Here is a 25,521-nt window from a genome sequence, read left to right on the forward strand (position 1 = left end):
GGTGATGTTATAACATGAATAAAATGCCGGACATTCTGTGGCTAGCAGAGATAAAAAAAGAAGACATCCCCTCTGTCGGTGGCAAGGGAGCATCGCTTGGAGAGATGACAGCCGTGGGACTGCCCGTACCACCCGCGTTTGTTGTTACAGCTCAGGCCTTCAGAAGATATCTTGTAGGTGCCGGAGTTGAAGAGAGACTCTACTCAAAACTTGAAGGGCTTGACGTGGATGACGCTGAACTCCTGGAAAATACTGCAAATGATGTAATGAACATCATAATGGAGACCGAAATGCCGGAAGCGCTTGGCAGAGAGATCATTGCCGCATACAAAAAGATGGGCGACAATGAGATCGTTGCAGTACGATCAAGTGCAACAGCAGAAGATCTTCCGGATGCGAGCTTTGCCGGACAGCAGGAGACTTACCTCAATATAAAAGGGGACGAGGACCTTCTGGAGTCCATACACAAATGCTGGGCTTCGCTCTTCGGTGGAAGGGCAATATATTACAGGGCCAAACAGGGTTTTGACGACCGGAGCGTTGACATTGCCGTGGTTGTACAGAAACTTGTCTTCTCTGAAAAAGCAGGAGTAATGTTCTCATCCCATCCGGTTACCGGAGAGACCACAACAATAATTGAAGGTTCGTGGGGACTTGGAGAAGCTGTAGTCTCAGGTACAGTATCACCTGACAATTATGTATTTGACCAGAGCACCAAAAGAGTCGTTGACAGGTATATTGCAAATAAAATAGTTGAAATCCTCCCTGACGGCGAAAAAGGCACAAAAGAGGTTGAAGTGGACAAAGAACGCCAGGATATTGCTGTACTCAACGACAATGAGATCAAAAACCTGGCAAAATTTGCAAAGATTGCAGAAGAGCACTACGAAAATCCACAGGATATTGAATGGGGCATAGTAGGAGATGAAATTTACATCCTTCAGTCACGTCCGATAACCACAATCAAAAAAGGATCAGACAAAGAGGAAGCTAAAATGGAAAATGAAGGCAAAATACTCCTCGAAGGTCAGGGCGCGTCACCGGGAGTCGCAACCGGAAAAGTGGTCATTGTAAACACCATAAAGGATCTCGGCAAGGTAAATGATGGGGACATTATGGTTGCAAAGATGACCAACCCAGACATGGTTCCGGCAATGAGAAGAGCATCTGCCATAATCACTGACGAGGGCGGAATGACCTGCCACGCCGCAATTGTCAGCAGAGAACTGGGAACGCCTGCAGCAGTAGGCACAAAGAAAGCAACAAAAGTGCTGACCGCAGGCCAGACTGTCACAGTTGACGGTGAGAAAGGAATAGTCTATGAAGGTGCGGTTGCAAAAAGCAGTGATGCAAACCCTGCGGTAATGCAGGCATCATTTGCAGCGGCACCTATCATCACCGCAACGAGCATCAAGGTTAATGTTTCCCTTCCTGAAGCCGCAAAGCGTGCAGCAGCAACAGGTGCGGATGGTGTAGGACTGCTAAGAATTGAACACTTAATCCTCGGCCTTGGCAGGACACCAAACTGGTATATCAGAAATGATAAAGAGGACGAATTCATCAATGAACTCTACACCGGAATTAAGACTGTAATGGATGAGTTCAACGGCAAGCCTGTATGGGTGAGAACCCTTGATGCACCAACCGATGAATTCAGGAATATGAAGGGTGGCGAGGATGAACCTGAAGAGCACAACCCAATGCTTGGATGGCGTGGTATCCGCCGCGATCTTCAGTCATTTGATCAGTTCCGCCTTCAGGTTGAGGCATTTAAGAAGCTCTGGGATGAAGGATATGACAACCTTGGCATAATGTTCCCGCTTGTCGGACATCCGGACGAATTCCTCCAGGCAAAAGAGATGATGTATGACCTCGGCGTTGATGTTGATGCCAGGACACTTGGAATAATGGTGGAAATCCCAAGCAGTGCCATCTTAATTGACGACTTCATCGAAGCCGGAATCGACTTTGCATCATTTGGAACAAACGACTTAATCCAGTACACACTCGCAATTGACAGGAACAACCAGAATGTTGCAGATATGTACATGCCAAAACACCCGGCCGTCCTTAAGATCATCAAATTTGCAATTGACCGCTGCCGCAGAGGCGGGGTTGAATGCTCAATCTGTGGACAGGCAGGATCAGATCCTGAGATGGTAAAATGGCTTATTGAGACCGGAATTACAAGCGTTTCAGCAAATATAGATGCAGTGCAGAAGATCCGCGAGACGGCTGCAAGAACAGAAACAAAGATAATACTTGACGCATCAAGAAAATAAATCTGTTTTTGCCATGCGGAAAAAGGGTTGCTCAGAAGAAGAAATCTTCTCTTTTCTATCTTTTGCAAGAGAAAAGGACAGAAAATACGATAAAGTTCTGTCATCAATGTGCACCATACCGCACCCTGTTGCGGTACGTGCACACAATATGTTTATTGAATCAAATCTCGGAGATCCAGGTCTTTTTGCAGGCACTGACGAACTGGAGAGCCTCTTAGTCAGAAAGATCGGTGAACTGATGCACATCCCGGATGCCTGCGGCTATGCAACATCAGGCGGCACTGAGTCAAATATTCAGGCACTGAGGATTGCAGGCAAACAGGCCCGTAAGAAGGTACCAAATGTTGTTGTTCCGGAATCTGTCCACTTCTCATTTGAGAAGGCATGCGATATCCTCTCATATGAACTGAGAACTGTTCCCTGTGATGGTAACCAGAGGATAGACACAGCAGTGCTTGAGGACTATATTGACAGAAACACAGTGTGTATAACAGGCATTGCCGGTTCAACTGAATACGGCATCGTGGACCCGATAGAGCACCTATCAGACATATGTGTGGATCGGGAGATATTTCTTCATATTGATGCCGCATTCGGCGGTTTTGTCCTGCCCTTCCTGAAAAATCCCCCAAAATTTGACTTTGAACTGGACGGGGTATCAAGCATATCGGTGGACCCGCATAAAATGGGCATGTCAACCATTCCCTGCGGATGTTTTATAGCAAGGGATCCATCATATTTCAGGTCAACCGAGGTTGAGACACCCTATCTGACTGTGAAGAAGGAGTGTACCCTTCTGGGTACAAGGCCGGGCGGGCCTGTTGCCGGTGCACTGGCAGTTCTTGAATATCTCGGAAGAAGCGGTTTTGAAGAGATAGTTGAGAGGTGCATGAATAACAACAGAAGGCTCATAGACGGCATGGCGGACTTGGGCTATGAAGTGGCCGTCCAGCCGGATGTAAACGTAGCCTCATTTATATGTGACCAAAGCCCCAATGGCTGGATAGTCTCAAGGACGAGAGCCGGGCATATGAGAACGGTCTGCATGCCCCACATTACAGAAGATATAATTGATGAATTTTTAAAGGATATTGGTGAGATGAATGTTTAATAAGCTGACAGAGTCGCTGGAAAAATGCCCGATTGTTAAGAGAGGCGAATATAATTATTTTATACATCCGGTAAGCGACGGAGTGCCCATCGTTGAACCGTCACTCCTAAGGGAAGTTGCGGTTCTAATGGTAAAAAGTCTGGACCTTGAGGGCGTTACAAAGATTGTGGTCGCCGAGGCCATGGGCATACACATAGGGGTTGCACTCTCCCTTATGACTGACATTCCGCTCACAATTATCAGGAAGAGGGAGTACCAGCTTGAAGGTGAAATTGCCCTTCACCAGACTACAGGATATTCAAAAGGAGAGCTTTACCTCAACGGAATTGAGAAAGGCGAGAAGGTTGTTGTCATTGACGATGTATTCTCAACCGGAGGAACCATGAAGGCCATCCTTAAGGGCATTGCTGAGAAAGGTGCTGAGGTTTCAGATGTTCTTGTTGTAATCAAACGAGGAGAATGTGACATTGGAAGGCCATACAAATACCTCGTTGAGATTGAAGTGACCGGAGACGGTGTGCGTGTCACTGACACTAAATTCTGATCTTTTAGAGAAGATTAAAGAATCAGGTGCTAAGACAGTTGCACTCCAGTTCCCTGAAGGCCTTAAAAGAAAGGCATTCCTTTTTTCAGAGCAGTTAAAAAAAGAGGGGTACAGGGTTTTCATCTCCGGAAATCCATGCTGGGGCGCCTGTGATCTCGACCTTGAGATACTCGGCCGGGCAGATATTCTGGTTCATTTCGGTCATGCACCTGTAGGTGATTTTGATAGGGTTATTTATGAGCCTTATTTCCAGAAGATTGAGATCAGAACGCTGGAAAAAGTGCTGCCACATCTGTCATCCGGAAATATATCCATTGTAACGACAGTTCAGCATGCTCCTCAGACAGATGAAATTATAGAATTTTTCAGATCAAAAGGTTACTCATGCACAACAGGAAAAACCTCTGAGAGAACACCATACAGAGGGCAGGTGCTCGGATGCACGTACAGTGCCGCCAAGAATACCGGTGCTGACGAGATACTGTATATTGGCACAGGAGTATTTCATGCAATCGGAGTGAAACTTGCCACCGGAATAAAGGTGACTGCATTTGATCCGGTCACAGGTGAGATTCAGGTTATTGATGAATCAAAGATGCTGAGAATCCGGTTCGCAAAGATAGAAAAAGCACGCAGTGCAGAGAAGACGGCCATTCTCGTCAGCACAAAATCGGGGCAGATCAGAGAGGAGCTTGCAGAGAGGCTCCTGTCGCTCTCCAAAAAGGCAGATATTGTATATATTAAAGAGATTACACCCGATGCACTCCTCAATCTGGGTTATGAGGCATATGTCAATACAGCATGCCCGCGTCTTGCATATGACGATAATGTCCGCTTCCCCGCACCACTGCTCTCGCCTGAAGAGTATGAAATTCTTCTCGGTGTACGGGAGTGGGAAGATTATGAGATAGATGAGATTGTCAGATAACAGGATGCCGGACAATCAGAGATTAAGCTGATTCCGGAGAACTCCTGCACCCTCAGGCAGTTCTGAATAATTATGGCCGGAGGGCCAGAGTAAATCCCGGAAAATAAGCATAAAAAGGCAGGTACAGCAATTGAAACTAAGAAAACTTGAAATGATACTTCAGGGACTGAAGGATTTCAAAAATCCCGATGTATTCCTTGAACAGTACTCAACACCAGCAGAGGTCGCTGCCAGAATGCTCTACCACGCTTATATGAAAGGCGACATTGAAGATCTTAATATTCTGGACTTAGGGTGCGGAACAGGTGTTCTCTCCTGCGGTGCGGCACTTCTGGATGCTTCTGAGGTTACAGGGATTGATACTGACAGCAGCGCACTTGCCATTGCTAAAGGTAATGCTGAAAAACTCTCACTGGACATCAGCTTCATTGAGGCTGATATACAGGAGGTAAGTTGCGAAAACTTTGACACTGTTATTATGAACCCCCCTTTTGGTGCACAGAATAAACATGCTGACCGGCCTTTCATCGACAAAGCGGTTGAATGTGCAGAGATAACCTACGGGATCTTCAATGAGGGGTCATCCGGTTTTGTAGGTTCATACCTTAAGGGAAAGGCGGTTGTGGATGAGAAGATCAGGTGCGAATTCCCTATGAAGAGGACATTCTCCCATCACAAAAAGGACTGCGTTGAAATCCGCGTTGAAATTCTCCGAATCAGAAGGACAGAGGGCTGACAACTATGGAGAAAAGAGTCAGATCTGTGCTCGGACTTTCCGCAGCACACTGTATAAACGATATTTACTCACCCGTTCTTCCGGCAATACTGCCACTTCTGATTATTCAGGAGGGGTATTCATACTTCCTCGCCGGAATGCTGGTCACTGTCTATAACCTCTCGTCATCCTTCACACAGCCGGTTATCGGATGGCTGTATGATAAAAAAGGCATAAGAATACCGATTCCAATATCAGTGCTGTTCTGTGCATTTTTCATGTCCTTTATAGGGCTTATGCACAGCTATGAGATGATGCTCATATTTGCAATCGGAGGTGCACTCGGCCATGCCTTCTTCCATCCGAGTGCCCTTGGACTTGTAAGCCGGATTGCAAGCGGGCCGGACAGGGGAAGACTGACCTCACTCTTTGTTGTCGGCGGAAACTTAGGTTTTGCTATAGGGCCTGTGCTTGCCGGAATTCTGGTTGCATTCGGAGGGACAGATGCTCTCGTATTTCTGATAATACCGGCACTTGCAATTGCCATTGTTCTTAAAAAACTCCTGCCGCCGGTCTCTGAGCTTGAGAAGGATTATGCGAAAAACGATGATAATTCCGGGAAGAAAAAATTCCCTGTCGGCCCGATATCCATGCTGGTAGCGGCATCTGCATTCAGGTCATGGGTCATCTTCTCATCAGTGGCCTTTATCCCGACATTTCTCACCACAAGAGGTTTTGATCTGATAACCGCAAACCTGCTGACATCACTCATGCTCATAGGAGGAGTTGCAGGCCAGATAATCGGCGCTACGATGTCAGATAAATACGGCAGAAAGGAGTATATTATATTTGGAATGATAACCGCAATTCCGCCGTTCTTCCTCTTCCTTGCAACTGAGGGGATATTGTCGATAATTGCAATGTTTGCATTCGGATACTTCCTCTGGTCCACATTCTCAGTTACGGTTGCAATGTCGCATGAACTCGCACCCGGAGGCACAGGTACGGTCTCAGGGCTTATGCTCGGTTTTGCAGTCGGTGCAGGCGGTGCAGGGGTTGCCGTTACCGGATATATTGCAGATCTTACATCTGCGCAGACGGCGTTTACATTCCTGATAATACCGATAATAGTTGCACTGGTACTCTTTATTCTCCTGCCATATCCATGGAAACTGTTAAAACGTGGCAGAACTCCGGCAGGGAAATTCAATTGAACCCATATATTTTTCTGTAGTGGGCAAATTCCTCGCCGGCAGCTTCGATAAGTTTCTTTCTCATTTCATGAGGAGATTTGTCCACAGCCTTCTGAATTTCAGCCATTGCATCCTCAGTTCCTATAAGCCCCAGTGACTCAACAATCCTCTCCTTAACCTGAGGGTCATCCTCATTAAAAAGCCTCTCAGATAACGCTTTTACAGTCTCATTGCCGGAGGTTTTACCAAGTGCTCCGGCGGCTGCAAGCCTTACACCCCTGACGGAATCGTTCAGAAGTGGGGTGAGGGACTCCGCATATCTCCCGTCCCCAAGCCGCCCTACTGTCTTGGCAGACTCCCGGCGGACATAATGGTTCTCATCCTCAAGAAGCGGGATTATATATCTGAGTGATTCACTGACACCAATGATACGCAGTGAGGTGATGCAGCCTGCCCTTATCTTCCAGCGCCCGTCAACCAGTGAGTCAATAAGAGGTGCTACCGCCGGCTCACCAATCCTTGCAAGTGCCTGAACAGCAGAGTTATGCACACGACGGGATCTGTCGCTCAGGGAATCTATCAGGGCACATATGTTATCAGGAGAACCGATTATACCAAGCATCTTTGCCGAGTTCTCCCTTACCGGAATAGAGTCATTACTCTCAAGCGCCTGTACCAGAAATTCCTCGGCAGGCCTTCCTATTGCAAGTATAGCAGATTCAGTGTTGACCAGTATATCACGCTCATTTATCCGGAAAGATTCGATAAGCGGCATTATCTGTTCCGGAGGAATGGCCTGTGCAGATAAATCCGCCCCGGCACACGGTGAAATCAATCCTTTCTCCTGTCCTGCCGGATAACCCGCAGAACCGGCAGAGACTGAGGTTCCGGTCTGCACAGATATACCTGTGGCGGGAAATGATTCTTCTTCTCTGACGGAGAGATCAGGGGAACCTGACGCTGTGATGCATGCATCCGGAGAAGACTGAGAAGATAGGGATTTCACTGTAGAATCCTTCTCATCCGCAACACCCGAATAGCCCGGAATTTTAAGTATGGCAAAGAAAACCCAGAGATATATTACTGAGGTAAATACCACAAACATCGCGTCAATGCCTGGTCCATAGAATATAAACGAGAAGAGAACCGAGACGAAGACAACCAGCAGTATTAAAAACTGAACAGTCCTGTGGCGGGGATACCACAATGCAGTGAGCACAAGAGGGATGTAGATTAGATGCGGAGTCATTCTCGCAATGATATAGGCACTTTCATCAGTTTTTGAGGATGAAAAAGAGTAAAATCCCAGTATTGCAATGACAATAAAATAAAGGATTATTACATACACCTTAATGAAATCCGAATGCCTTCCTGCTGTGAATTTCCTGTAATAATCTTTTTTATTCATATTATTCTCCGGATTTATTCAAGATAAACACAATAATTGCAGAGGGGAAAAATTACTATGACATCTCATATGAAATATAACTATTATTTTTTAAAATAGTCATTTAATAGTATTATAACCTTCTTTTGTTATTTTAAGAGATAATATTCGGGACAATAGATAGTTATTTATGCGATGTCTAAAACATTTAGAATCTGACAGAAATATTCCGAGAGTGCCGGATTTCCGGATGGAATATACTCAATAAATAACTATGCCGGGCGGGTATAGATATAACATTACCATTATTCACAATTTCAAGCCGGAATTATGACTAATAAAGATAAAGGGGATTTGCAATGAATACAAAAACTGAATTCAGAACTGATGAAGCAGGGCTTAAATTATGGGCCGAGGAGGAGGAGAAAAATCCTGAACTTATGTGGGAGAAGATCTATGACGCAATAGCTGATCCCATATTCATTCTGGACAGCACCGGTCTGCTATTGAGCATGAATAAGGCCTCCGAAGAACTTCTCGAAGTTAAATTTCCGGATATAAAGGGCAGCAGGTGCTATGAGATAGTCCATAAAACAGCTACATTTATTGACGGCTGTCCATTCAGGAAATCAATGAAATCAGGGGAGAGGGAGAGCTACAAACTTCAGATAGGGACACGCTGGTACAGGGTTTCGGTTGATCCGATAAAAAATTCAGGAGGGGATGTCATCGGAGCCGTCCATATAATTACCGACATTGATGAACTGATTAAGACCCATGCAAAACGCGCCCAGCTTGGAGCTGTAATAGAGAATACAGGAGAGGCTGTGATAGGGACTGATCCTGACGGTATAATCGAGAGCTGGAACAACGGGGCAGAGGAGATATTTGGATTTACAGAAGATGAAATAACAGGCAAACCGTTCCTGAAACTTATAAAGGAAGATCATACTGATGAGCCTGAGGAGATCATGAGAGATCTGAAGAAAAACTACCGGACCTCCGGAAGGGAATGGAAGATGATCAGAAAAGACGGATCAGAAATTGAGATCGAACTCAGTTTTTCCCCGATATATGATGAAAGGGGAGTATTTTACGGGGCATCATATATCGGTCATAATATCGGCCCTCAAAGACTTGCCGAGAGAGAACTTCTGGCATATATGACTGAATCGTTCATCAGAATGAAAAAGCCGGTTGAGATAATCAACAGCAATCTCAGTGAGATCTCAGAACTTTATGAGAAGGATGAGATCAGTGCCGATGATACAAACGAGATGATAAAGATCCAGATTAAGAATGCGGAACAGATTCTCGCAAATCTCTATGATCTAAACAGAAAAATGGTTGAGAAAAAGATTGGAATTCCGGATGAATACTGCACATTCTTCCTTGAAAATGAGAATAAATAAACAGAGGAGGAAATTATGGATCAGGCAGAAAGTATGGACACTGAAGAGACTATAACTGATGAAGAGAGCATTATCCTTTATTTTTCCGAACCGGAAAAAGGGCGTGCCACCAATACGAAGGTGATACAAAAATCCATAGATAAAGGCTACAGAGTGATAGTGGTCACCAATAATTTCCCCTCTAAAATTCTTGAAAAGCTCTATCTTAAAAACGGTATGAATCCGGAGGAAGTATTTTTTATAGATTCTGTTACCTCATTTGCAGGGGGGAGTTCTGTAAAATCTGACAGCAACCATATAATGGTCAGAAGCCCGCAGGACCTCACAGGCCTTTCGATGGCATTTTCTGATGCCTTAAAGAAGTTCAAAGAAGATCATATATTCATTCTCTTCGATTCACTGAGCACTATGCTCATCTACCTGCCGGCTGACAAAGTGGTGAAGTTTATGCACTTTATTACAACAAAACTGCGGACACTTGAGGAATCAGGGGCAATCCTTGCAGTAAAAGGGGGTCTCGACCCAATGCTCTACTCACAGATGGGATCACTTGTGGACGAAATCGTGGATGATGGATGATAAGCAAACCCCGGTATTTATACGGAATTTCCGGAACGCAGCAATCAAAGCAGAGATCATTATTCAGGATTTACAGATTCCGGCACAAAATTCCAGGATCATACCACATTTAAATATAAACAGAACCAATATTTTCAGGAAATTTTAGTTACAATATTGCTATGAACTCCCGTGGTGTAGCGGTCAATCATGTTATGAAAATTGATAAACTCAGTATCAATTAACTTCATAAGATGTAATCAAACATCTTTTTGGGTGTAACACTACACCCTCTATCCCATCCGCAAATGCATTTGGGAGTGCTTTTCTAATAATATTAAGTGCGCCATTGACATCAGCATTAATCAATTTTCCTTCTTTGGACCTGAACATCCCACGCTGAATACGTCTGCCGCAATATTCTGTATGTTTGCAGACTTTTTCATTGTCAAGAAAACTACATTTTGATGTATAACTTTCTTCATTTACTATAATAATTATACCACAATCTTCAGCTTTGTATTGAAGCATATGGATTAATCTGTTAAACGGAAGATTTACAAAATTCTGGTTGTTACGTTTACCCATGTTGGATTCCTGTTTCCAGCCATTATTTTTACCAATTACAATTGTACCCACATTATGCTCTTTACAGTAATTAACGATAAATCTGCTAAGTTTATGAAAATAATCATTTATTTTTAAATTCCGGGAATAGTAAAGCTTTTCGAGTTTTTTACCGGATTTAATTTTCTGTAAATCATATATACTTTGTAATCTACCTTTTTTCTTATTATAAAACTGATTTATGCTCTTAACAACGCCGCCCTTAACAACAGTTGGCTGCTCACCAAAGTTATTTGCAATAGTTACAATGTTTGATACTCCTAAATCAATTCCTATAACATTCGATTCATCTAAATCATCACATTTTACCTCTATTTTATAAACAATCTCACACACCAGATCAAACTGATTTGGTATGATTCTGACTTCTCTCAAATTTATATCGTCCGGTAATCTCGTTTTTAATGTCAGTTGTACTCGTTTTGGAAATTTAAGATAACCATCTTTGATCTTAACCTGCTGATTCGTAAAAACTAATAGGTTAACACCATCTTTAGGTTTATATTTCGGCAAACTCGGTCTGCCATTATATTTATCCGGATGTTTTTCCCAATCTTTGATAGATTCAAAAAACGATTTCCAGTTTCTATCAAAAACCATTAAAATCTGTTGAGATGTCTTTGCAGGAAGTTGTTTATAACAACCCTGACATTTAACCAAAGTATATAATTCATTATATCTAATCCATCTTTGATTATGGATATATTCCTGACGAACGACATAATTTGAATAATTGTATAAATTTTTTGATAGGTGGCACATATTTGAAACTACATCCGATTTGAAATGTATTTGTTCCGTGCGTACCACTTCAATCATTATTTGGAGTAGGTCAACAAAATATATACTGGTTTCGGACATTACGTCAATTTTAAATTGATATTGTTGCGTAGTGCTACATATTATTATAATTATTAAAAAATCAAACTATATATTGCAGTTTTCCTTTTAACATCTTTACTCCACGTCCGCTCATTTCAAAAGGTAAATGATCAAATTTGATTAGATATTGCTATATTTGGAGCTATTTTTGTAATTAGGGCTACATGTAGCATATTCTGGGCCAGCAAATTATATGTAGCGGATTGGATAATATTCCTATTTTGTTCTGCACATTGGGAATAATATGATCTTTTTGGGACAAAGTCCGGGTGATTTTAGAACATTCGTCTCAATCTGTGATTTATGATTTAGAATGAGTGAAAGGACAGTTATAAGTAATTTATAACCGGCATTCCCGGCACACATAACTATGGAGTGAAAAATAAGAGATAATTTATTTATGATTTTCATTTTGGCGGCATATTACCAGCATTCTGAAAATGTTTGCCTCCGTTGTGTGTTGCGACAGACACATAACGAGCACAATTATATTCATCAATAAATGTCACCCCGTTTAGAATTTAAGCCGAAATTCAGCCATTTTTAATGTGATTCGTTATGAATTTGCGGGAATCTAGGTTATAAGTAATTAATACCCCTGGGCGGATTCGAACCGCCGTTTCCAGCTCCAAAGGCTGGAATGATTGACCGCTACACTACAGGGGTTCTGTAAAATTGGAATATAATGTTTATTTTTAAGGTTTAAAATTTCTTGTTATCTCTCATCGCTATAACCTGCCTTAATCTATCAATTCTGATTATTCAGTTCACTCTGATCAATCTGAATATTTGCAAGCTTTGCCGCAACAAAGGCCTGAAAGTCTGACTGCTGCATAAGCATAGATGCAGCGGTCTGAGCCATCATATCTTCCTTCTGCTGCTTTAATGCAAATTCCCTGTCAAGAATTAATTAACATGAATTACAGTAAATCGCACCATATGAGTATATTGTTGAGCAGCGCGGGCAAATTCGCGGTTTATAATCATCCTTCAGCTCCTCCGGCTCTTCAATACCTGCATTTGAAAGCAGCTTATTTCTCACCACACTCTTCTGCGACCGGATATAATGTATGTTGGCAACCAAACTTCCGGCAACCCATCCGTAACGGATCTCCATCTCCTTTTGAGTGAATATCTGTGAATAATAAGTAGCTGAACCACTTCTCACAGCCTTTGGAGTGAATATTTTAATCAGCCCGGCCTTATTCCTCCAGCCCTTGAATTTTACTGAAACAGTTCTGTGATTAAGTGGTTTATTCTCCTGCACCCAGCGGTCACCTGCAAGCTTAAGAGTATTGAGTGAACTACCTCTGGGCTAAAGACCCAGAGGCTTCCTGCTTCATACCTCGGAGCAACCTCCACAAGTCCACAGGCCCTTCCCCTCGTTCCAAGGGTGTAAAGATATTATATTCCAATTAGATTCTGTCTATCAAGAGCAAATTTCCTGATATTTATTGCAGCATTTATATCTCTGTCGTGATGCATTCCACAGTCAGGACAAACCCAGTCCCTTACTGACAAAGTCATTTCAGAGTTGTAATACCCACAATTGCTACAAATCTTTGTAGATGGTTCAAACTGTCCTATCTGCAATATGGTCTTACCATATCTTTCTGCTTTATATTTTAATTTTTCAAAAAAAGCAGACCATCCGACATCAGAGATACTTTTTGCTAATTTATGATTTTTAAGTAAATTTTCAACTTTCAATGTTTCAACTGCTATTGCTTGGTTCTCGCTTACAAATCGAAAAGAGATTTTATGCTGAAAATCATTGCGTTGATTACTTACTTTTTCATGTTTTTTGGCTAATTGTAATTTTGCTTTCTTGAAATTTGAAGAACCTTTCTTTTTCCGGCTAAGCCTTCTCTGAAGAACTTTTAACCGTGTTTCTGAATTTTTCAAGAACTTTGGATTGTCGTATTTCCTGCCTTCTGATGTAACGACAAAGTCCTTTATACCTACATCAAGACCAATTGTAGTACTGGCATTAAATATTTTAGTTTTGGGATACTCTATACCGTCATCAACAAGAATACTTATGAAATATTTTCCTGCGTTATTCCGGGAAACAGTTGCAGTCTTTAGATCTCCATTAAACTGTCTATGAAATATTGTTTTAACAACCCCGATTTTAGGTAACTTAACAAAATTCCGATCAAGATTAACAAAATACCCTTGAGGAACAGAAAATGACTGAACTGGATTTTTTCGTGATTTAAATTTAGGAAATCCTTTTTTCTCTCTAAAAAATCTAGTAAAAGCATTATCGAGATGTAATGTGGCTCCCTGAAGAGATTGTGAATTAACTTCCTTTAACCATTCATTTTCTTGTTTTAGTTCCGGAAGCATCTTGTTTAAAACAAATCTCGATACTGATTTTCCATCAGTTTCATAAGATTTTATCTTTATTTCAAGTGCAAAATTATATACAAATCTACAAGCACCAAAATGTTGTTCAAATTTTTCAATTTGATATTTTTTTGGATACATTCTAAATTTGTAAGCAATTAACATGCATATAATAGTTAAACCTAACATATTAAATACTTTACGTTAGTTATATTATATTGTCGCTTACATCCCCTTGGCTAAAGACCAAGGGGTTTTACGCTAATCTTATAAAGGCGCATCAGGATCTTTATTGAATTTGTGATGCCTAAACCATTCCTGAACATCAGGAATGCTGTTTATGAACTCAACCATCCTCTCACCCGCCTTACCCCTGAGAAAGACTTCACCATAGTTCAGATGGATTCTAACATCCTTTATCCGGACATTAACAATCTCACTCCTTCTTGCTCCGGTCTCAAACATAAAATTAAGGAGAACCTTATCCCTGAGATTCTCAATAACACCAAGAATCAGATCAATATCTTCACAGGTTATGTGATCTTTTGGCGGGACTTTAGGCCTCCGGGGCTTAATATCAGAAAAGTAATCTTTCCTCTTATCAGGCTGAATAAAATCACAGAATAATTTCAAAGACTACACTTCACCGTATATTGTGGATTCACTTTTGACATTGAGAATAGAGCCTAAGTTTGACAGTTCATGTATTTCCACCCATTTGTGGCAAAAAAGAATTTGACAGTTGCATACTTTTGCAGAATAATCTCTCAAAATATCCTTAATTTGAGCTTAGATTTAATATGACATGAACATTCTAAAAATAAAACTCCCATTTTACCCTTAAATTTGGTCAACTGTCATATACAATTCCGGCTTTTTTGGATATTTTGTGGGTGTAAAATAGATTTTTGAACAAGTGTCAAACTTGGGATAGAGAAATAATATTCTTCAAGTTCTTCCTTCCCTGCAACCTTAAAATCATTAAATCCGGTAAATTTTAAAAAATGGTATATTCTCCAGATATGAGTTCTGACAGTCTCCGGTTTTTACCATAAAGGATCATTCTCCGGCGATAGTTCTCAAGATGATTAAGATTAACAGGATCTATATCCGGCAAAACACCAGGGCTGACATACTCATAATTTGACATAATAAGTGAACTACCTCTGGGCTAAAGACCAAGGGGCTTTATGCTTGTTTTGTAAACCCGGATTCCGGATTTTCTTAACCGGAATAAAATAGAGGCATAACTCTATTAATCACCGGAATAAAAACTTCATGAATAATATGGGAAAAACCCGGAAAAATAATCAAAAAAATAATACAAATATCCCGGACGAGAAAAATAATAATCTGCGTGGGCATCTTGACTCATTTTTAAAGAGTGAAGATCCTGTAAAAAGCACAATAAGAGACATTCTCTGGGTAGTTGTTGTTGTTGGAGTTATAGCGGCAGGATTATTTCTCTTCTCAGGCACATGGCCGGCAGTGGTAGCCGTAGAATCGGAGAGTATGGTCCCCAATATGAATATAGGAGACCTCATCTTTGTTGTGGAAGAAGACAGGTTCGGAGAACTTCAGACCTGGATGGACGGAACTGTAACTGGCTATGGTAAGTTCAACAGCGAACCCGACCTTCAGGGCAGAACAGTCTATGGTGATGTGATCATCTACAAACCAAACGGCGATGAATCTGTTCACCCCATCATCCACAGGGCTGTCGAATGGTATGAAGGAAATACAGGCAGCGGTTATATAACAAAAGGGGACAACAACCAGATAGCCGACCAGTTAAGTGGCATATCAGGAATAGGACAGATAATGCCGGTTAAGAAGGAATGGATTGTCGGAAAAGCACTCTTTTCAATACCATTAATTGGATATGCCCCCCTGCACATAGTGGAATTTGCTATAATATTAATTCTGATAATGGTTGTGCATGAACTGTACATACGATCAGACAGGAGAGATAAGAAATGAACCAGAAGAACCTGAAAACACTCCTTGAGGATACCCTTGAAGGCCACCGCCTTACAGTGACAGAAGCAGAACAGCTCTTTAAGGTAAAGGGCAGAGATGTATGGGAGATCGTATCAGCAGCAGACAGGCTGCGTGAGGAGAAGGTCGGAGATACGGTAACATATGTCAGAAACCAGAACATTCATATAACAAACATATGCAAAAACCTCTGCGGCTTCTGCGGATTCGGGAAGCCGAAAAACTCACAGGATGCCTTCATCTTCAGCACTGAGGATATGATCAGAGGCGCAATGCTCGCAAAAGAGAGGGATGTCACCGAAGTCTGCCTCCTGTCAGGCGTTCATCCGGACTTTGACACTGAAAGATGTGCAGATATAATCAGAACAATCCACCATGTCATCCCGGATGTGGACATACATGCCATGAGTCCGGATGAGATAATCCACTGTGCAGACAAAAGCAATATATCAACAGAAGAAGTCCTGGAAATATTCCGTGACGCAGGAATAGGAACATTACAGGGCACTGCCGCAGAGATTCTTGTAGATGATATAAGAAAGATAATCTGCCCGCTTAAACTCTCAACATCAGAATGGGTGAGGATCATCAAGGAAGCCCATCATATGGGAATGAAATCAACAGCAACCATAATGTATGGCACAGTTGATAATGGATCAGACCGGGCAGAACACCTTGGAGTACTACGGGATATACAGGATGAAACAGGCGGCTTTACAGAGCTTGTAACCCTTCCATTCCTCCATAAAAATACAAAACTCTACGAGAGAGGGCTTACACCCGCAGGAGCAACCGGAAGGGAAGACATACTGATGTTTGCAGTATCAAGGCTCTTTCTGGACAACTTTGACAATGTGCAGGTCGCCTGGGGAAAATTAGGAAACAAATTCACACAGCTCGCCCTTATGGCAGGAGCAAACGACTTCGGCGGCACAATGTTTATGGATTCAGTCTCAGTTGAAGCCGGAGGAGAAGACTCCGATTACCTGGACCCCGCTGAGATGAAAAGAATCGCAGAGGATGCAGGCCGGAAACTCAGGCAGAGAGATACAAAATATAATCTGATCTAAGAGAAAATTCCAAATAATATTTTTCCCGATCATTAAAGCAGATCACTTTTGATGAACCTTAATGCACCAGACAAAAACCCGGCAGATAAATTCAGATTCTGCCAAGCCTTCTTAGTTCTGCCCTGACTATACGCACCTCACTGGCAGTGATGCAGAGATCAGAACAATTCACAATATCCTTAATCCCGCTTCCGGGACTGAGAAGAATTTTATCAGAGATTAACTCTACCTTCCTATAGGGCAGAATATCCCCCAGATCAATCACCTCACCAGACTCTATCATATCTGCAATATGAAGTGATACAATATCAGGATTCAGTCCCCTCTCCTCTGCAATCTCTGCCAGAGTATAGCCGCCCCTGAAAAATTCAAGCGTAACTTCAGCAGATTTCAAATGAGTGGCACTCTTTTCAGAAGCATCAGGAGAAATCCGGGCAGCATTATCCGAATCTGTGGAAATAGATGAATTAATCAGTTTGAGAAACTGCCTGCCGTAATTCTGAGCCTTCACATCCCCGATTCCCTTTATCTCTTTAAGACCGGAGATATCAGCCGGCCTGTTCCTGACCATTGCTGAAAGGACAGAGTTTGAGAGGATTAGACAGGGCATTATACCCTTATCCTGCGAGATCTCCTTCCTGAGAGACTTCAGCTTATCCAGCAGAATCTCATCATCAGCGGAAAGAGCAGGGGCCTCTTCAGCCCCGGACGGTGGAGCAGGAGATCTCTTTCTGCCCTTACCTTTCTTCCCGGCTACTTTAAACCTGACTGAGAGATTTCCGGAGAGAAAATCATTAACCCTCTCTCCTGAAGAGATTACCGGGTATTTCTTCCCGGTCCTGCACAGAATACCCGAACTTATCATCTGATTTATAAAAGAGGATAACTCCTGCCTCGAATAATTCTTTCCGCTTCCAAAGGCCCTCAGGCTGTCATGGCCCCTCCCCTTAACCTTCTTCGATTTTGAGCCACGGATTATATCGGAGATATGGGTAGAACCATACGGGGTTCCGGCTTCCATCACACAGTCAAGAATAAGTCCTGCCACTTCCCGTCCGTCAATATATTCAGGAGGATTTATGCAGTTGTCACAACGCCCGCACCTCTCTGTTGCTGCCTCTCCGAAGTACTTCAGCATATATAAGACCCGGCATCTCTCAGACTCACAGAACTCAGTCATTACATCGAGCTTTTCCCTTGCAACCCTCTTCTGCTTCGCACTCTGCATCTTTCCGATGAAATACTCAGCCTTAACCAGATCCCCCCTGCTGTAGAACAGTATGCAGTCTGAAGCTTCACCATCCCTTCCGGCACGCCCTGTCTCCTGATAATATCTCTCAAGATTTGGCGGAAGGTCATAGTGCAGCACATACCTGACATCAGACTTGTTAATTCCCATGCCGAAAGCTACAGTGGCAACTACGACAGAGACCACGCCTTTGATGAACTTCTCCTGTGTCCTTGTCCTTTCATCCTTTGGCAGACCTGCATGATAAGGCAGGGAATAGACGCCATACGAATTCAGCTTCTTTGCCAGATTTTCAACTGAATTCCTGCCGGAGCAGTATATAATGCCACTCTCACCTTTCTTCCGTCTGATATACGAGAGAATCTGCCCCAGAACATCCACCTTCTCCCTCACTTCATAATTCAGATTGCTTCTCCTGAAACTGCCAATATGGATGAAAGGATCTGTTAACTTAAGCTGCCGGAGGATATCATCCCTCACCGCCGGATTCGCAGTTGCAGTGAGTGCAATGACAGGCACACCCGGAAATTCCTTTTTGATCAGGTTAAGCTGCCGGTATTCCGGCCTGAACTCATGGCCCCACTGTGAGATGCAGTGAGCTTCATCCACAGCAAAAAGTGAGATCTTCGCATTTTTAAGAAGTTTTCTGAATGAGTGTGAGGCCATCTTTTCGGGCGAGACATATAACAGATCGATTTCCCCCCGTCCGGCATCAGCTGAAATCCGCCCATAATCCCGGATATCAAGACTGCTGTTGAATGACTCGGCATAAATTCCACTCTTCCGGAGGGAATCTGTCTGGTCCTTCATAAGAGAGATCAGCGGAGAGATGACAACCCCCATACCATCTGAGAGCAGTGCCGGGAGCTGATAGCAGATCGACTTGCCACCCCCTGTTGCAACTACGCCAAGTACATCCCTGCCGGACATTACAGCATCAATAATCTCTTCCTGATAGGGATAGAGGGAATCATAGCCAAAATGCTTCTTTAAGAGATAACACCTCCGGGAACTGCTGCTTATACCGGCACACTCCAGGATTCAGACATAAAACTCATTAACCTGTACACGTTTGGATCTCCGGAAAAATTAAGGTTCATATCATAGGGCACTGTCTGAAAAATCAGTTACGAATAATAATAATCAAGCAAAAATTAGATTAACAGCCAATCTAAACCCAGATTATCTGTTTCAGAGATTACGCCACTGAAAAATATGACTCTGCCCGAACAGAGACAAATTTAAGATAGTCATTCATGAGCCAGCGGGTTCACAGATGTTGGAGGAAACAAATGTTTCATATGAGTATATCACAGGAATATTTTGGACCGGGTAAAACGCCGGCCCCTCATCTCCTGCCAGAAATTCTGAACCTGTCTATATCCTTCTCCATAATAACGGACATTCCATTTACATAATCCATAGCAGAGAGCAGACACATACGATATGCATCACCAGATAACAGAATGGATAAATCATACAAAACATCCACTACATAGAAAGTTTAAGCAAAATACAGAACAATAGAGGAATTATACCCAAATACACAATATAACCCACATAACTGGAGATATTATGTATTCAGACCCATAGAGATGATTAAAAAAACAGGAGAAGCAGAGATAATTAATTATAATTACAATAACAACAAGAAAATATTTACCAAACAGTTAATAGAGATATTTTTTAAATAATAATGGATTAGAGTAGTTCAGTTATTCCTCATGCAATAACTCGGGATTTTTAAATGAAAGTCGGCGTCAGATACTGGTACAAAAAAGGAGTGGCACTCTCAGAGGCAGAACTATACGAAAGAGCACTCAAATGCTTTGATAAAGCAGTTACGCTCGAAACAGAAGATGCAGAGATCTGGTTCAGGCGTGGACTGTCCCTTTTTCATATAGGAAATCCCGAAGAGGCCGTCAGGAGTTTTGATGAGTCCATCAGAATCAATCCTGAAAATGCAGCAGCACTGAACAATAAAGGGGTAGCACTTGCAAAAATGAACAAAACCGATGAGGCCAAAGTCTGCTTAAATAAAGCACGTGAGATTGACCCTGAAAATCCCGCAATAAAATTAAACCTTAAAATTTCCCTTGACAAATAATAATAGCCGGTGACAGACTGATGAGAGCTACAATAACAATAGATGATGAACTTGCATCCGGAATTACAACTGCAGCAAAAGAAGAAGGTATTACAAAAGAAAAATGGATGATTGCCGCATGCAGAAAAGCACTTGAATCCGGAGAAAATTCAGAAAGCAGTCCGGCAAAGATCCCGGAAGAACACGATAAACTGCAGAATTCGCTCAAAGAAAAAGATAATGAAATTATCTCCCTGAAAAAAGAGATTAATCACCAGACCGAACTGAAAGAGACATACAGCAAATTCCTTGAAGAGAAAACCCAGAGAATAGATGACTTAAAAGAAGAGATCGCAAGGATAGAGTCAATGAGTATGACAATGACTGACCAGATACTTCTTGACAGGGATGAGAGGATTAAAGATCTCAATCATATGATAGAGCACCTTCAGGCGCAGGCGGCGGCACATTCTGTTGCCCTGCAGTCTGCCATAAGGCCGGCACTTGAGGGGAAAAAGGAGATGGAAGAGATCAGAGATCTGGAAGAAGATGAAAATAAGCCAAAGAAAAGAAGATGGTTCTTCCGGAAATAATAAATCTATTTTACTGAGCATTCAGTCATATAATAACCGGATAAAATACCGGAACAAATAATTTTTTAGTACCATCATCAGATTTCTGAGATCTATTCTCAGTTCAGACCTCAGTTATAAAATACAGCATGTGAACTACTTCCGGGCTAAAGACCCAGAGGCTTCCTGCTTCATACCTCGAACCATTGTTCGCAAGTCCACAGGTCCTTCCCCGCGTCCCAAAGATGTAAGATTAATATTTATATATGTCGCTTACATCCCCTTGGATAAAGACCAGGGGGATTTACGCTACGCTTTTAAAAATCAGATCTTATTTCTGGCCATAATTATTCCACGGCCGGCCTTTTTATTGGATGGATTAATCATCAGAACCTTCTCAAAGCAGTCAATTGCCTCAGCAAATCTGGCAGTTTTACCATAAAGCACCCCAAGTGAAAAATATCCGGATTCATTGTAATCATCAATAACAAGAGCCTGAAGCAGTGATTTTTCCGCAATATCATAAAAGCCGGACTTTGTAAGTTCAATGCCCTTCCGTACCAGTTCATTGGGGTCCTTCTCTTTATCTTCCTCAAATCTTATAGAATGACTTCTGGGTACTGATCTTTCAGACGAAATTTTACCATCTGATAACTCCCGCGCATATTTATCAAGGTCATCTTCGGAGATATCGTAAGGATAATCATGACCACGAACAGAAAGATCCGGTTTACTCTCAGACATATCCCGCCTTTCTGCGGAATCCCTTTTAGGCCTGTAACTTTCAGGAGAAGGAGGGATAACCACTTCTTTTGCCATCAGGAAAGAAGCTGCATTGATTCCGGATTCAAGCCACCGGTTTCCAAACTCAGGATTAGCCTCAAGTGACTTTTTATAGCATCTAAGTGCTTTCTCCTTTTCACCGAGGCAGAGCAGGGATATTCCGAGATTAAGCATAACCTCAGGGTCATCCCGCTTTTTAGCAAGTACACGGTTAAAACAGCTTACAGCCTCACGGTGCCTCTTTACCCCAGCCAGAATAAGTCCCTTTGAAAGCAATAGATCAGTCTCTTCAGGCATAAGGGAGATCAGCCTGTCATACACAGGCAGAGCTTCTTCAAGCCGTCCAAGGGAGGTGAGAAGATCAATCAGTTCCATCAGAATTTTGGTGTTTTTCCTGTCAAGGTTTAATGCAGCATTGTAAAGTACTATAGCCTCATCAGGCATTCCTGTTCTGATGCAGGCTATTGCCTTATCAGCTATGAGAGAAGCGTCCGAAGGATTCTGAATGATCAGAAAGTTGTAGTCCGGAAGTGCTTCCTCATATTTTCCCTGAGAGACAAGTACACGAATTCTGCCGCGCAGACCATCCTGACTGGTTGGGTCCAGTTTAAGTGCACGGTTATAGGCCAGCATTGACTCGTCAAACTGGCCGCTGTTTTCAGATAGTTTTGCAATGGTCAGCCAGATTTCAGGATTGTCCGGTTCAAGTGAAGATATGCTGACATAAGCGTCCTTTGCTTCAGCAAATAAATGGCTTTTGAGAAGTAGCTCAGCCTTGTTCTCAAGGGCAGACACCTCAGCCGGATTTATCTCCAGTATTTTATCGTAAATATTTACAGCTTTTTCATTATGCCCGGATTTCTCATATGATGAGGCAAGCCCGAATAAAGCCCATATGGATTTGGGGTCAGACTTTACAGCATTTTCATACTCCTGCACAGCTTCACTGTAATTTCCCTCAGCCAGTAAAATTCCTGCCTTCTCCTTCAGTGCATCGTTGTCTGACGGATTAATCTCAAGGCACTTCTCAAATGATGACAAAGCCTCATCATTTCTCAGAAGGGATTTGAGAACAAGCCCTTTTGAGTACCAGACTTCAGATACTCCGGGTTTTAATTTTGTAAGCTCACTATAGCATTCAAGGGCCTCATCATTTCTGCCTCTTTTGATGAGAAGAAGTGCCAGTTTAGCCCACGCAAGAGTGTTTTCATGGTCAAGGATGACGGCTTTTTTAAGCTCACGCTCTGCAACGTCATTATTGCCAGCCATCTCTTCAACAATCGCCTTATCATACAATAATGAGGAATCCCATGGCTTCTTCCGGATTAAAACATTGATAAATTCAACTGCTTCACTATAGGATTTCTTCCCTTTAAAGATGTAAAAGAGACCTGTTAAGGCATCTTCATCACCAGAGTCCAGATTTACCGCCTGAGTAAAGGCATATTCGGCCTCCTCAGTCATGCCTCTTTTTGCAAGGACACTCCCAAGCCCGGACCACCCGGAAGGGTCCGAAGGATTCTTTTCAGTCAGATTCCGGAAATATTCCACTTTATCCCCGGAAAAACCTTCAACAGCAGTATTATCAGAATCTGACAGTTCAGGTAACACTGAAAGGCCGGTTTCGCCTCCGGATTCTTCCACAATAAATTCTGTATCAGACGATTCAGACGAACCTTCACTATCTGTAAAATCATCAGAGAAATCCGGCAATAGAGAATCAGAATCTACATCAGCAGAGCCTGCATCAGCCCCCTCAAAATCAACTGACACATCCAAATCTTCAAAGCCTTCAAAATCATCAAAAGCCCCGGGATCATCGAAATCACTGGGGAGAGCGTGCAGATCAATGTCACCACCATCAACAGCCACATCAGCAATATCGGCTATATCCCCGACATCAGCCATATCAGCAAAACCTGAATCAGCCTCTACTTCACCACCAGATACATCCAGAACCTCAAAGTCTTCAAAACTTTCAATGCCTTCAAAATTATCAAAAGACCCGGGATCATCGAAATCACTGGGGAGAGCAGGCAGATCAATGTCACCACCATCAACAGCCATATCAGCAATATCGGCTATATCCCCGACATCAGCCATATCAGCAAAACCTGCATCAGTCCCTACCTCATCACCAGATACATCCAGACCCTCAAAGTTTTCAAAACTTTCAATGCCTTCAAAATTATCAAAAGCCTCAGGATCATCGAAATCTTCAGGCAAAGCAGGCAGATCAATGTCACCACCATCAACAGCCATATCAGCAATATCGGCTATATCCCCGACATCAGCAATATCAGCAAAACCTGCATCAGTCCCTACCTCATCACCAGATACATCCAGACCCTCAAAACTTTCAAAATCAATAGAGGTACTGAGGTCATCCAGATCTGCAATATCCGGAATTAAACCGGATATTATTTCAGAGTCGGACACTTCGGATGAAAGTTCTTCAGAATCACTGTCCGGGAGATCAGGCAGTACTAAGCTCTCTGCCCCGCCAGATTCCTGACCGAAATAACTATCAGACCGGAGGAAATCTTCTGCACCCATATCCACATCAGATTCGGATAGTGATTCATCACCCGGAGCAGCATTTAGATCAGAAAAGTCTTCATCGGCAGATTCGTCCGGAAATTCACCGGAAAAAGTATCCTCCGGGATAACAGAAGATAAACTGTCATCAAGGATAAATTCATCATCATCAGATATATCCTCCGGATTAAAAGATAATTCAGATAGCAGAGAGGAATCAAGCGGATCAGAAACTCCGGAGGAGAGGAAATCAGAGGCATCCGGCGGCAGATCGGGGAGAACAAGCCCGGAATTCTGCAGAACCTGTTCGGAATCAGACAAAGGTACATCTGTTCTGAAGAGATCATCATCAGAAATCAGGGGAACATTACCGGATTCTTCAGAATCGGAAATACCAGTCAGTTCATCAATGTTGAGGAAATTATCAGTCTCAGAATCATCAGATAATTCATCATAACCAAATGCTTCAGCATCAACCGGCAGAAGAGATTTATCTTCATATTCAATAGAAAGAGATAAATCCTGACCCTCCGTCTCTTCTGCCATGACAGAATCACCTACATTATCCGCAGAAGGGCTTAGAGGGCTGCTTCTTTTCAGGACAGGGAAATTAAGTTTATCTCCGGCAGATTGAGTATTTTCAGAAATTTCATCCCCGGAACTCTCAGATCCGACTCTGAAAGAGGATTTAAAACTTAAACGATCACGCAATGAACTCTTCTCCGGCTCAAGCTTACTTATTAAGTCAGAACCGGAATAATCATAAATCAGCTGATAGTCTTCAGCATACTCAGAACCAGGAGAATATTCACCGGAAAAATTATCATTCTCAGCAGAGCCTATATTATCTCCGGCATTTTCCCAGGACAGTCTTATCCTGTCAATGAGATCATTGATCTGATCCGCAGCCCCTTCAATCATTGAACGTTTGGATGGCAGTGAAACAATGATTTTATCCTGACCAGGTTCAACAGTAAGCAGATTATAATCAACGGATATCTCATCCATAAGCCCCTGATCAGAACTATCAAGACTTATCGTAAACTCCGCAGGAAATAACATACCGTTATTTTCTTCAAAGTATCTTTCAATATTAATTTTTGCCATCCTCTACCTCAATATATTGATAGGCAACATACATTGACCACAATGTTTTATCAATCGGGGTAACTGCCTATATAGAATCAGAATAGAATTGAAGAGGAGATAATAAAAAATTATTGTCTGTTATAAA

19 protein-coding genes and 1 tRNA gene are annotated in these 25,521 nt (G+C 42.4%); 12 read left to right on the forward strand and 8 right to left on the reverse strand.

What is annotated here, in order from left to right; genetic code table 11:
* Positions 1–14: 14 nt before the first annotated feature.
* The 6 genes from ppsA (at position 15) to L6E24_RS06525 (ending at position 6,794) form a co-directional block, all read left to right on the forward strand.
* Positions 15–2,282: a phosphoenolpyruvate synthase gene (gene ppsA, locus L6E24_RS06500; protein ID WP_308219151.1), complete on the forward strand. Its 2,268-nt coding sequence runs from the start codon at positions 15–17 to the stop codon at positions 2,280–2,282.
* Between the two features lie 13 nt (positions 2,283–2,295).
* Complete coding sequence (mfnA, locus tag L6E24_RS06505; protein ID WP_257743889.1) at positions 2,296–3,393, forward strand: tyrosine decarboxylase MfnA; 1,098 nt, start codon at positions 2,296–2,298, stop codon at positions 3,391–3,393.
* Positions 3,386–3,937 (forward strand): hypoxanthine/guanine phosphoribosyltransferase, encoded by a 552-nt coding sequence (gene hpt, locus L6E24_RS06510; protein WP_257743890.1) that lies wholly within the window; start codon positions 3,386–3,388, stop codon positions 3,935–3,937. The genes mfnA and hpt overlap by 8 nt, the downstream gene beginning before the upstream one ends.
* Positions 3,915–4,865, forward strand: a complete 951-nt coding sequence (gene dph2 / locus L6E24_RS06515) for a diphthamide biosynthesis enzyme Dph2 (protein ID WP_257743891.1) — start codon at positions 3,915–3,917, stop codon at positions 4,863–4,865. Before hpt ends, dph2 begins: the two co-directional genes overlap by 23 nt.
* A 130-nt stretch (positions 4,866–4,995) precedes the next feature.
* Complete coding sequence (locus tag L6E24_RS06520; RefSeq protein WP_257743892.1) at positions 4,996–5,601, forward strand: METTL5 family protein; 606 nt, start codon at positions 4,996–4,998, stop codon at positions 5,599–5,601.
* Between the two features lie 5 nt (positions 5,602–5,606).
* Positions 5,607–6,794 carry an MFS transporter gene (locus tag L6E24_RS06525; protein ID WP_257743893.1) on the forward strand — a complete coding sequence of 396 codons (1,188 nt, stop codon included), beginning with the start codon at positions 5,607–5,609 and terminating at the stop codon, positions 6,792–6,794.
* Here the strand turns inward: L6E24_RS06525 and L6E24_RS06530 are convergent.
* Positions 6,787–8,181, reverse strand: a complete 1,395-nt coding sequence (locus tag L6E24_RS06530; RefSeq protein ID WP_257743894.1) for a HEAT repeat domain-containing protein — start codon at positions 8,179–8,181, stop codon at positions 6,787–6,789. The genes L6E24_RS06525 and L6E24_RS06530 overlap by 8 nt on opposite strands.
* 338 nt (positions 8,182–8,519) lie before the next feature.
* Here L6E24_RS06530 and L6E24_RS06535 point away from each other — a divergent pair, with 338 nt between their 5' ends.
* Both L6E24_RS06535 and L6E24_RS06540 read left to right on the forward strand, forming a co-directional pair.
* Positions 8,520–9,572: a PAS domain-containing protein gene (locus tag L6E24_RS06535; protein WP_257743895.1), complete on the forward strand. Its 1,053-nt coding sequence runs from the start codon at positions 8,520–8,522 to the stop codon at positions 9,570–9,572.
* 15 nt (positions 9,573–9,587) lie between these two features.
* Entirely contained in the window at positions 9,588–10,151 is a 564-nt protein-coding gene (locus L6E24_RS06540) for a DUF7504 family protein (RefSeq protein ID WP_257743896.1), read from the forward strand.
* Positions 10,152–10,367: 216 nt separating this feature from the next.
* Here the strand turns inward: L6E24_RS06540 and L6E24_RS06545 are convergent, their stop codons facing one another.
* The 5 genes from L6E24_RS06545 to L6E24_RS06565 form a co-directional block, all read right to left on the reverse strand.
* On the reverse strand, positions 10,368–11,576 hold the full coding sequence (locus L6E24_RS06545; protein ID WP_257743897.1) for an RNA-guided endonuclease InsQ/TnpB family protein: 1,209 nt from the start codon (positions 11,574–11,576) through the stop codon (positions 10,368–10,370).
* Positions 11,577–12,232: 656 nt separating this feature from the next.
* Positions 12,233–12,305: transfer RNA gene (locus L6E24_RS06550), tRNA-Gln, on the reverse strand.
* A 244-nt stretch (positions 12,306–12,549) separates the two neighbouring features.
* On the reverse strand, positions 12,550–12,906 hold the full coding sequence (locus L6E24_RS06555; protein WP_257743898.1) for a hypothetical protein: 357 nt from the start codon (positions 12,904–12,906) through the stop codon (positions 12,550–12,552).
* Between the two features lie 137 nt (positions 12,907–13,043).
* Entirely contained in the window at positions 13,044–14,156 is a 1,113-nt protein-coding gene (tnpB, locus tag L6E24_RS06560) for an IS200/IS605 family element RNA-guided endonuclease TnpB (protein ID WP_257743899.1), read from the reverse strand.
* 102 nt (positions 14,157–14,258) lie between these two features.
* Positions 14,259–14,624, reverse strand: a complete 366-nt coding sequence (locus L6E24_RS06565) for a tyrosine-type recombinase/integrase (RefSeq protein WP_257743900.1) — start codon at positions 14,622–14,624, stop codon at positions 14,259–14,261.
* Between the two features lie 645 nt (positions 14,625–15,269).
* Between L6E24_RS06565 and L6E24_RS06570 the strand changes: the two genes are divergently transcribed.
* Together L6E24_RS06570 and cofH are read left to right on the forward strand one after the other, a co-directional pair.
* On the forward strand, positions 15,270–15,971 hold the full coding sequence (locus L6E24_RS06570; protein ID WP_257743901.1) for a S24/S26 family peptidase: 702 nt from the start codon (positions 15,270–15,272) through the stop codon (positions 15,969–15,971).
* A complete protein-coding gene (gene cofH, locus L6E24_RS06575) occupies positions 15,968–17,059 on the forward strand; it encodes a 5-amino-6-(D-ribitylamino)uracil--L-tyrosine 4-hydroxyphenyl transferase CofH (protein WP_257743902.1) in 1,092 nt (363 codons plus the stop codon). The genes L6E24_RS06570 and cofH overlap by 4 nt, the downstream gene beginning before the upstream one ends.
* Positions 17,060–17,150: 91 nt before the next feature.
* Here cofH and recQ read toward each other — a convergent pair whose 3' ends face one another.
* Positions 17,151–19,349, reverse strand: a complete 2,199-nt coding sequence (gene recQ, locus L6E24_RS06580) for a DNA helicase RecQ (RefSeq protein ID WP_308219153.1) — start codon at positions 19,347–19,349, stop codon at positions 17,151–17,153.
* Positions 19,350–20,055: 706 nt separating this feature from the next.
* Between recQ and L6E24_RS06585 the strand changes: the two genes are divergently transcribed.
* A complete protein-coding gene (locus tag L6E24_RS06585; protein WP_257743903.1) occupies positions 20,056–20,415 on the forward strand; it encodes a tetratricopeptide repeat protein in 360 nt (119 codons plus the stop codon).
* 20 nt (positions 20,416–20,435) lie between these two features.
* On the forward strand, positions 20,436–20,987 hold the full coding sequence (locus tag L6E24_RS06590) for a hypothetical protein (protein ID WP_257743904.1): 552 nt from the start codon (positions 20,436–20,438) through the stop codon (positions 20,985–20,987).
* Between the two features lie 303 nt (positions 20,988–21,290).
* Here the strand turns inward: L6E24_RS06590 and L6E24_RS06595 are convergent, their stop codons facing one another.
* Positions 21,291–25,394 carry a tetratricopeptide repeat protein gene (locus tag L6E24_RS06595; protein ID WP_257743905.1) on the reverse strand — a complete coding sequence of 1,368 codons (4,104 nt, stop codon included), beginning with the start codon at positions 25,392–25,394 and terminating at the stop codon, positions 21,291–21,293.
* Positions 25,395–25,521: the final 127 nt, after the last annotated feature.

Source organism: Methanoplanus endosymbiosus (assembly GCF_024662215.1).
GTDB lineage: Archaea > Halobacteriota > Methanomicrobia > Methanomicrobiales > Methanomicrobiaceae > Methanoplanus > Methanoplanus endosymbiosus.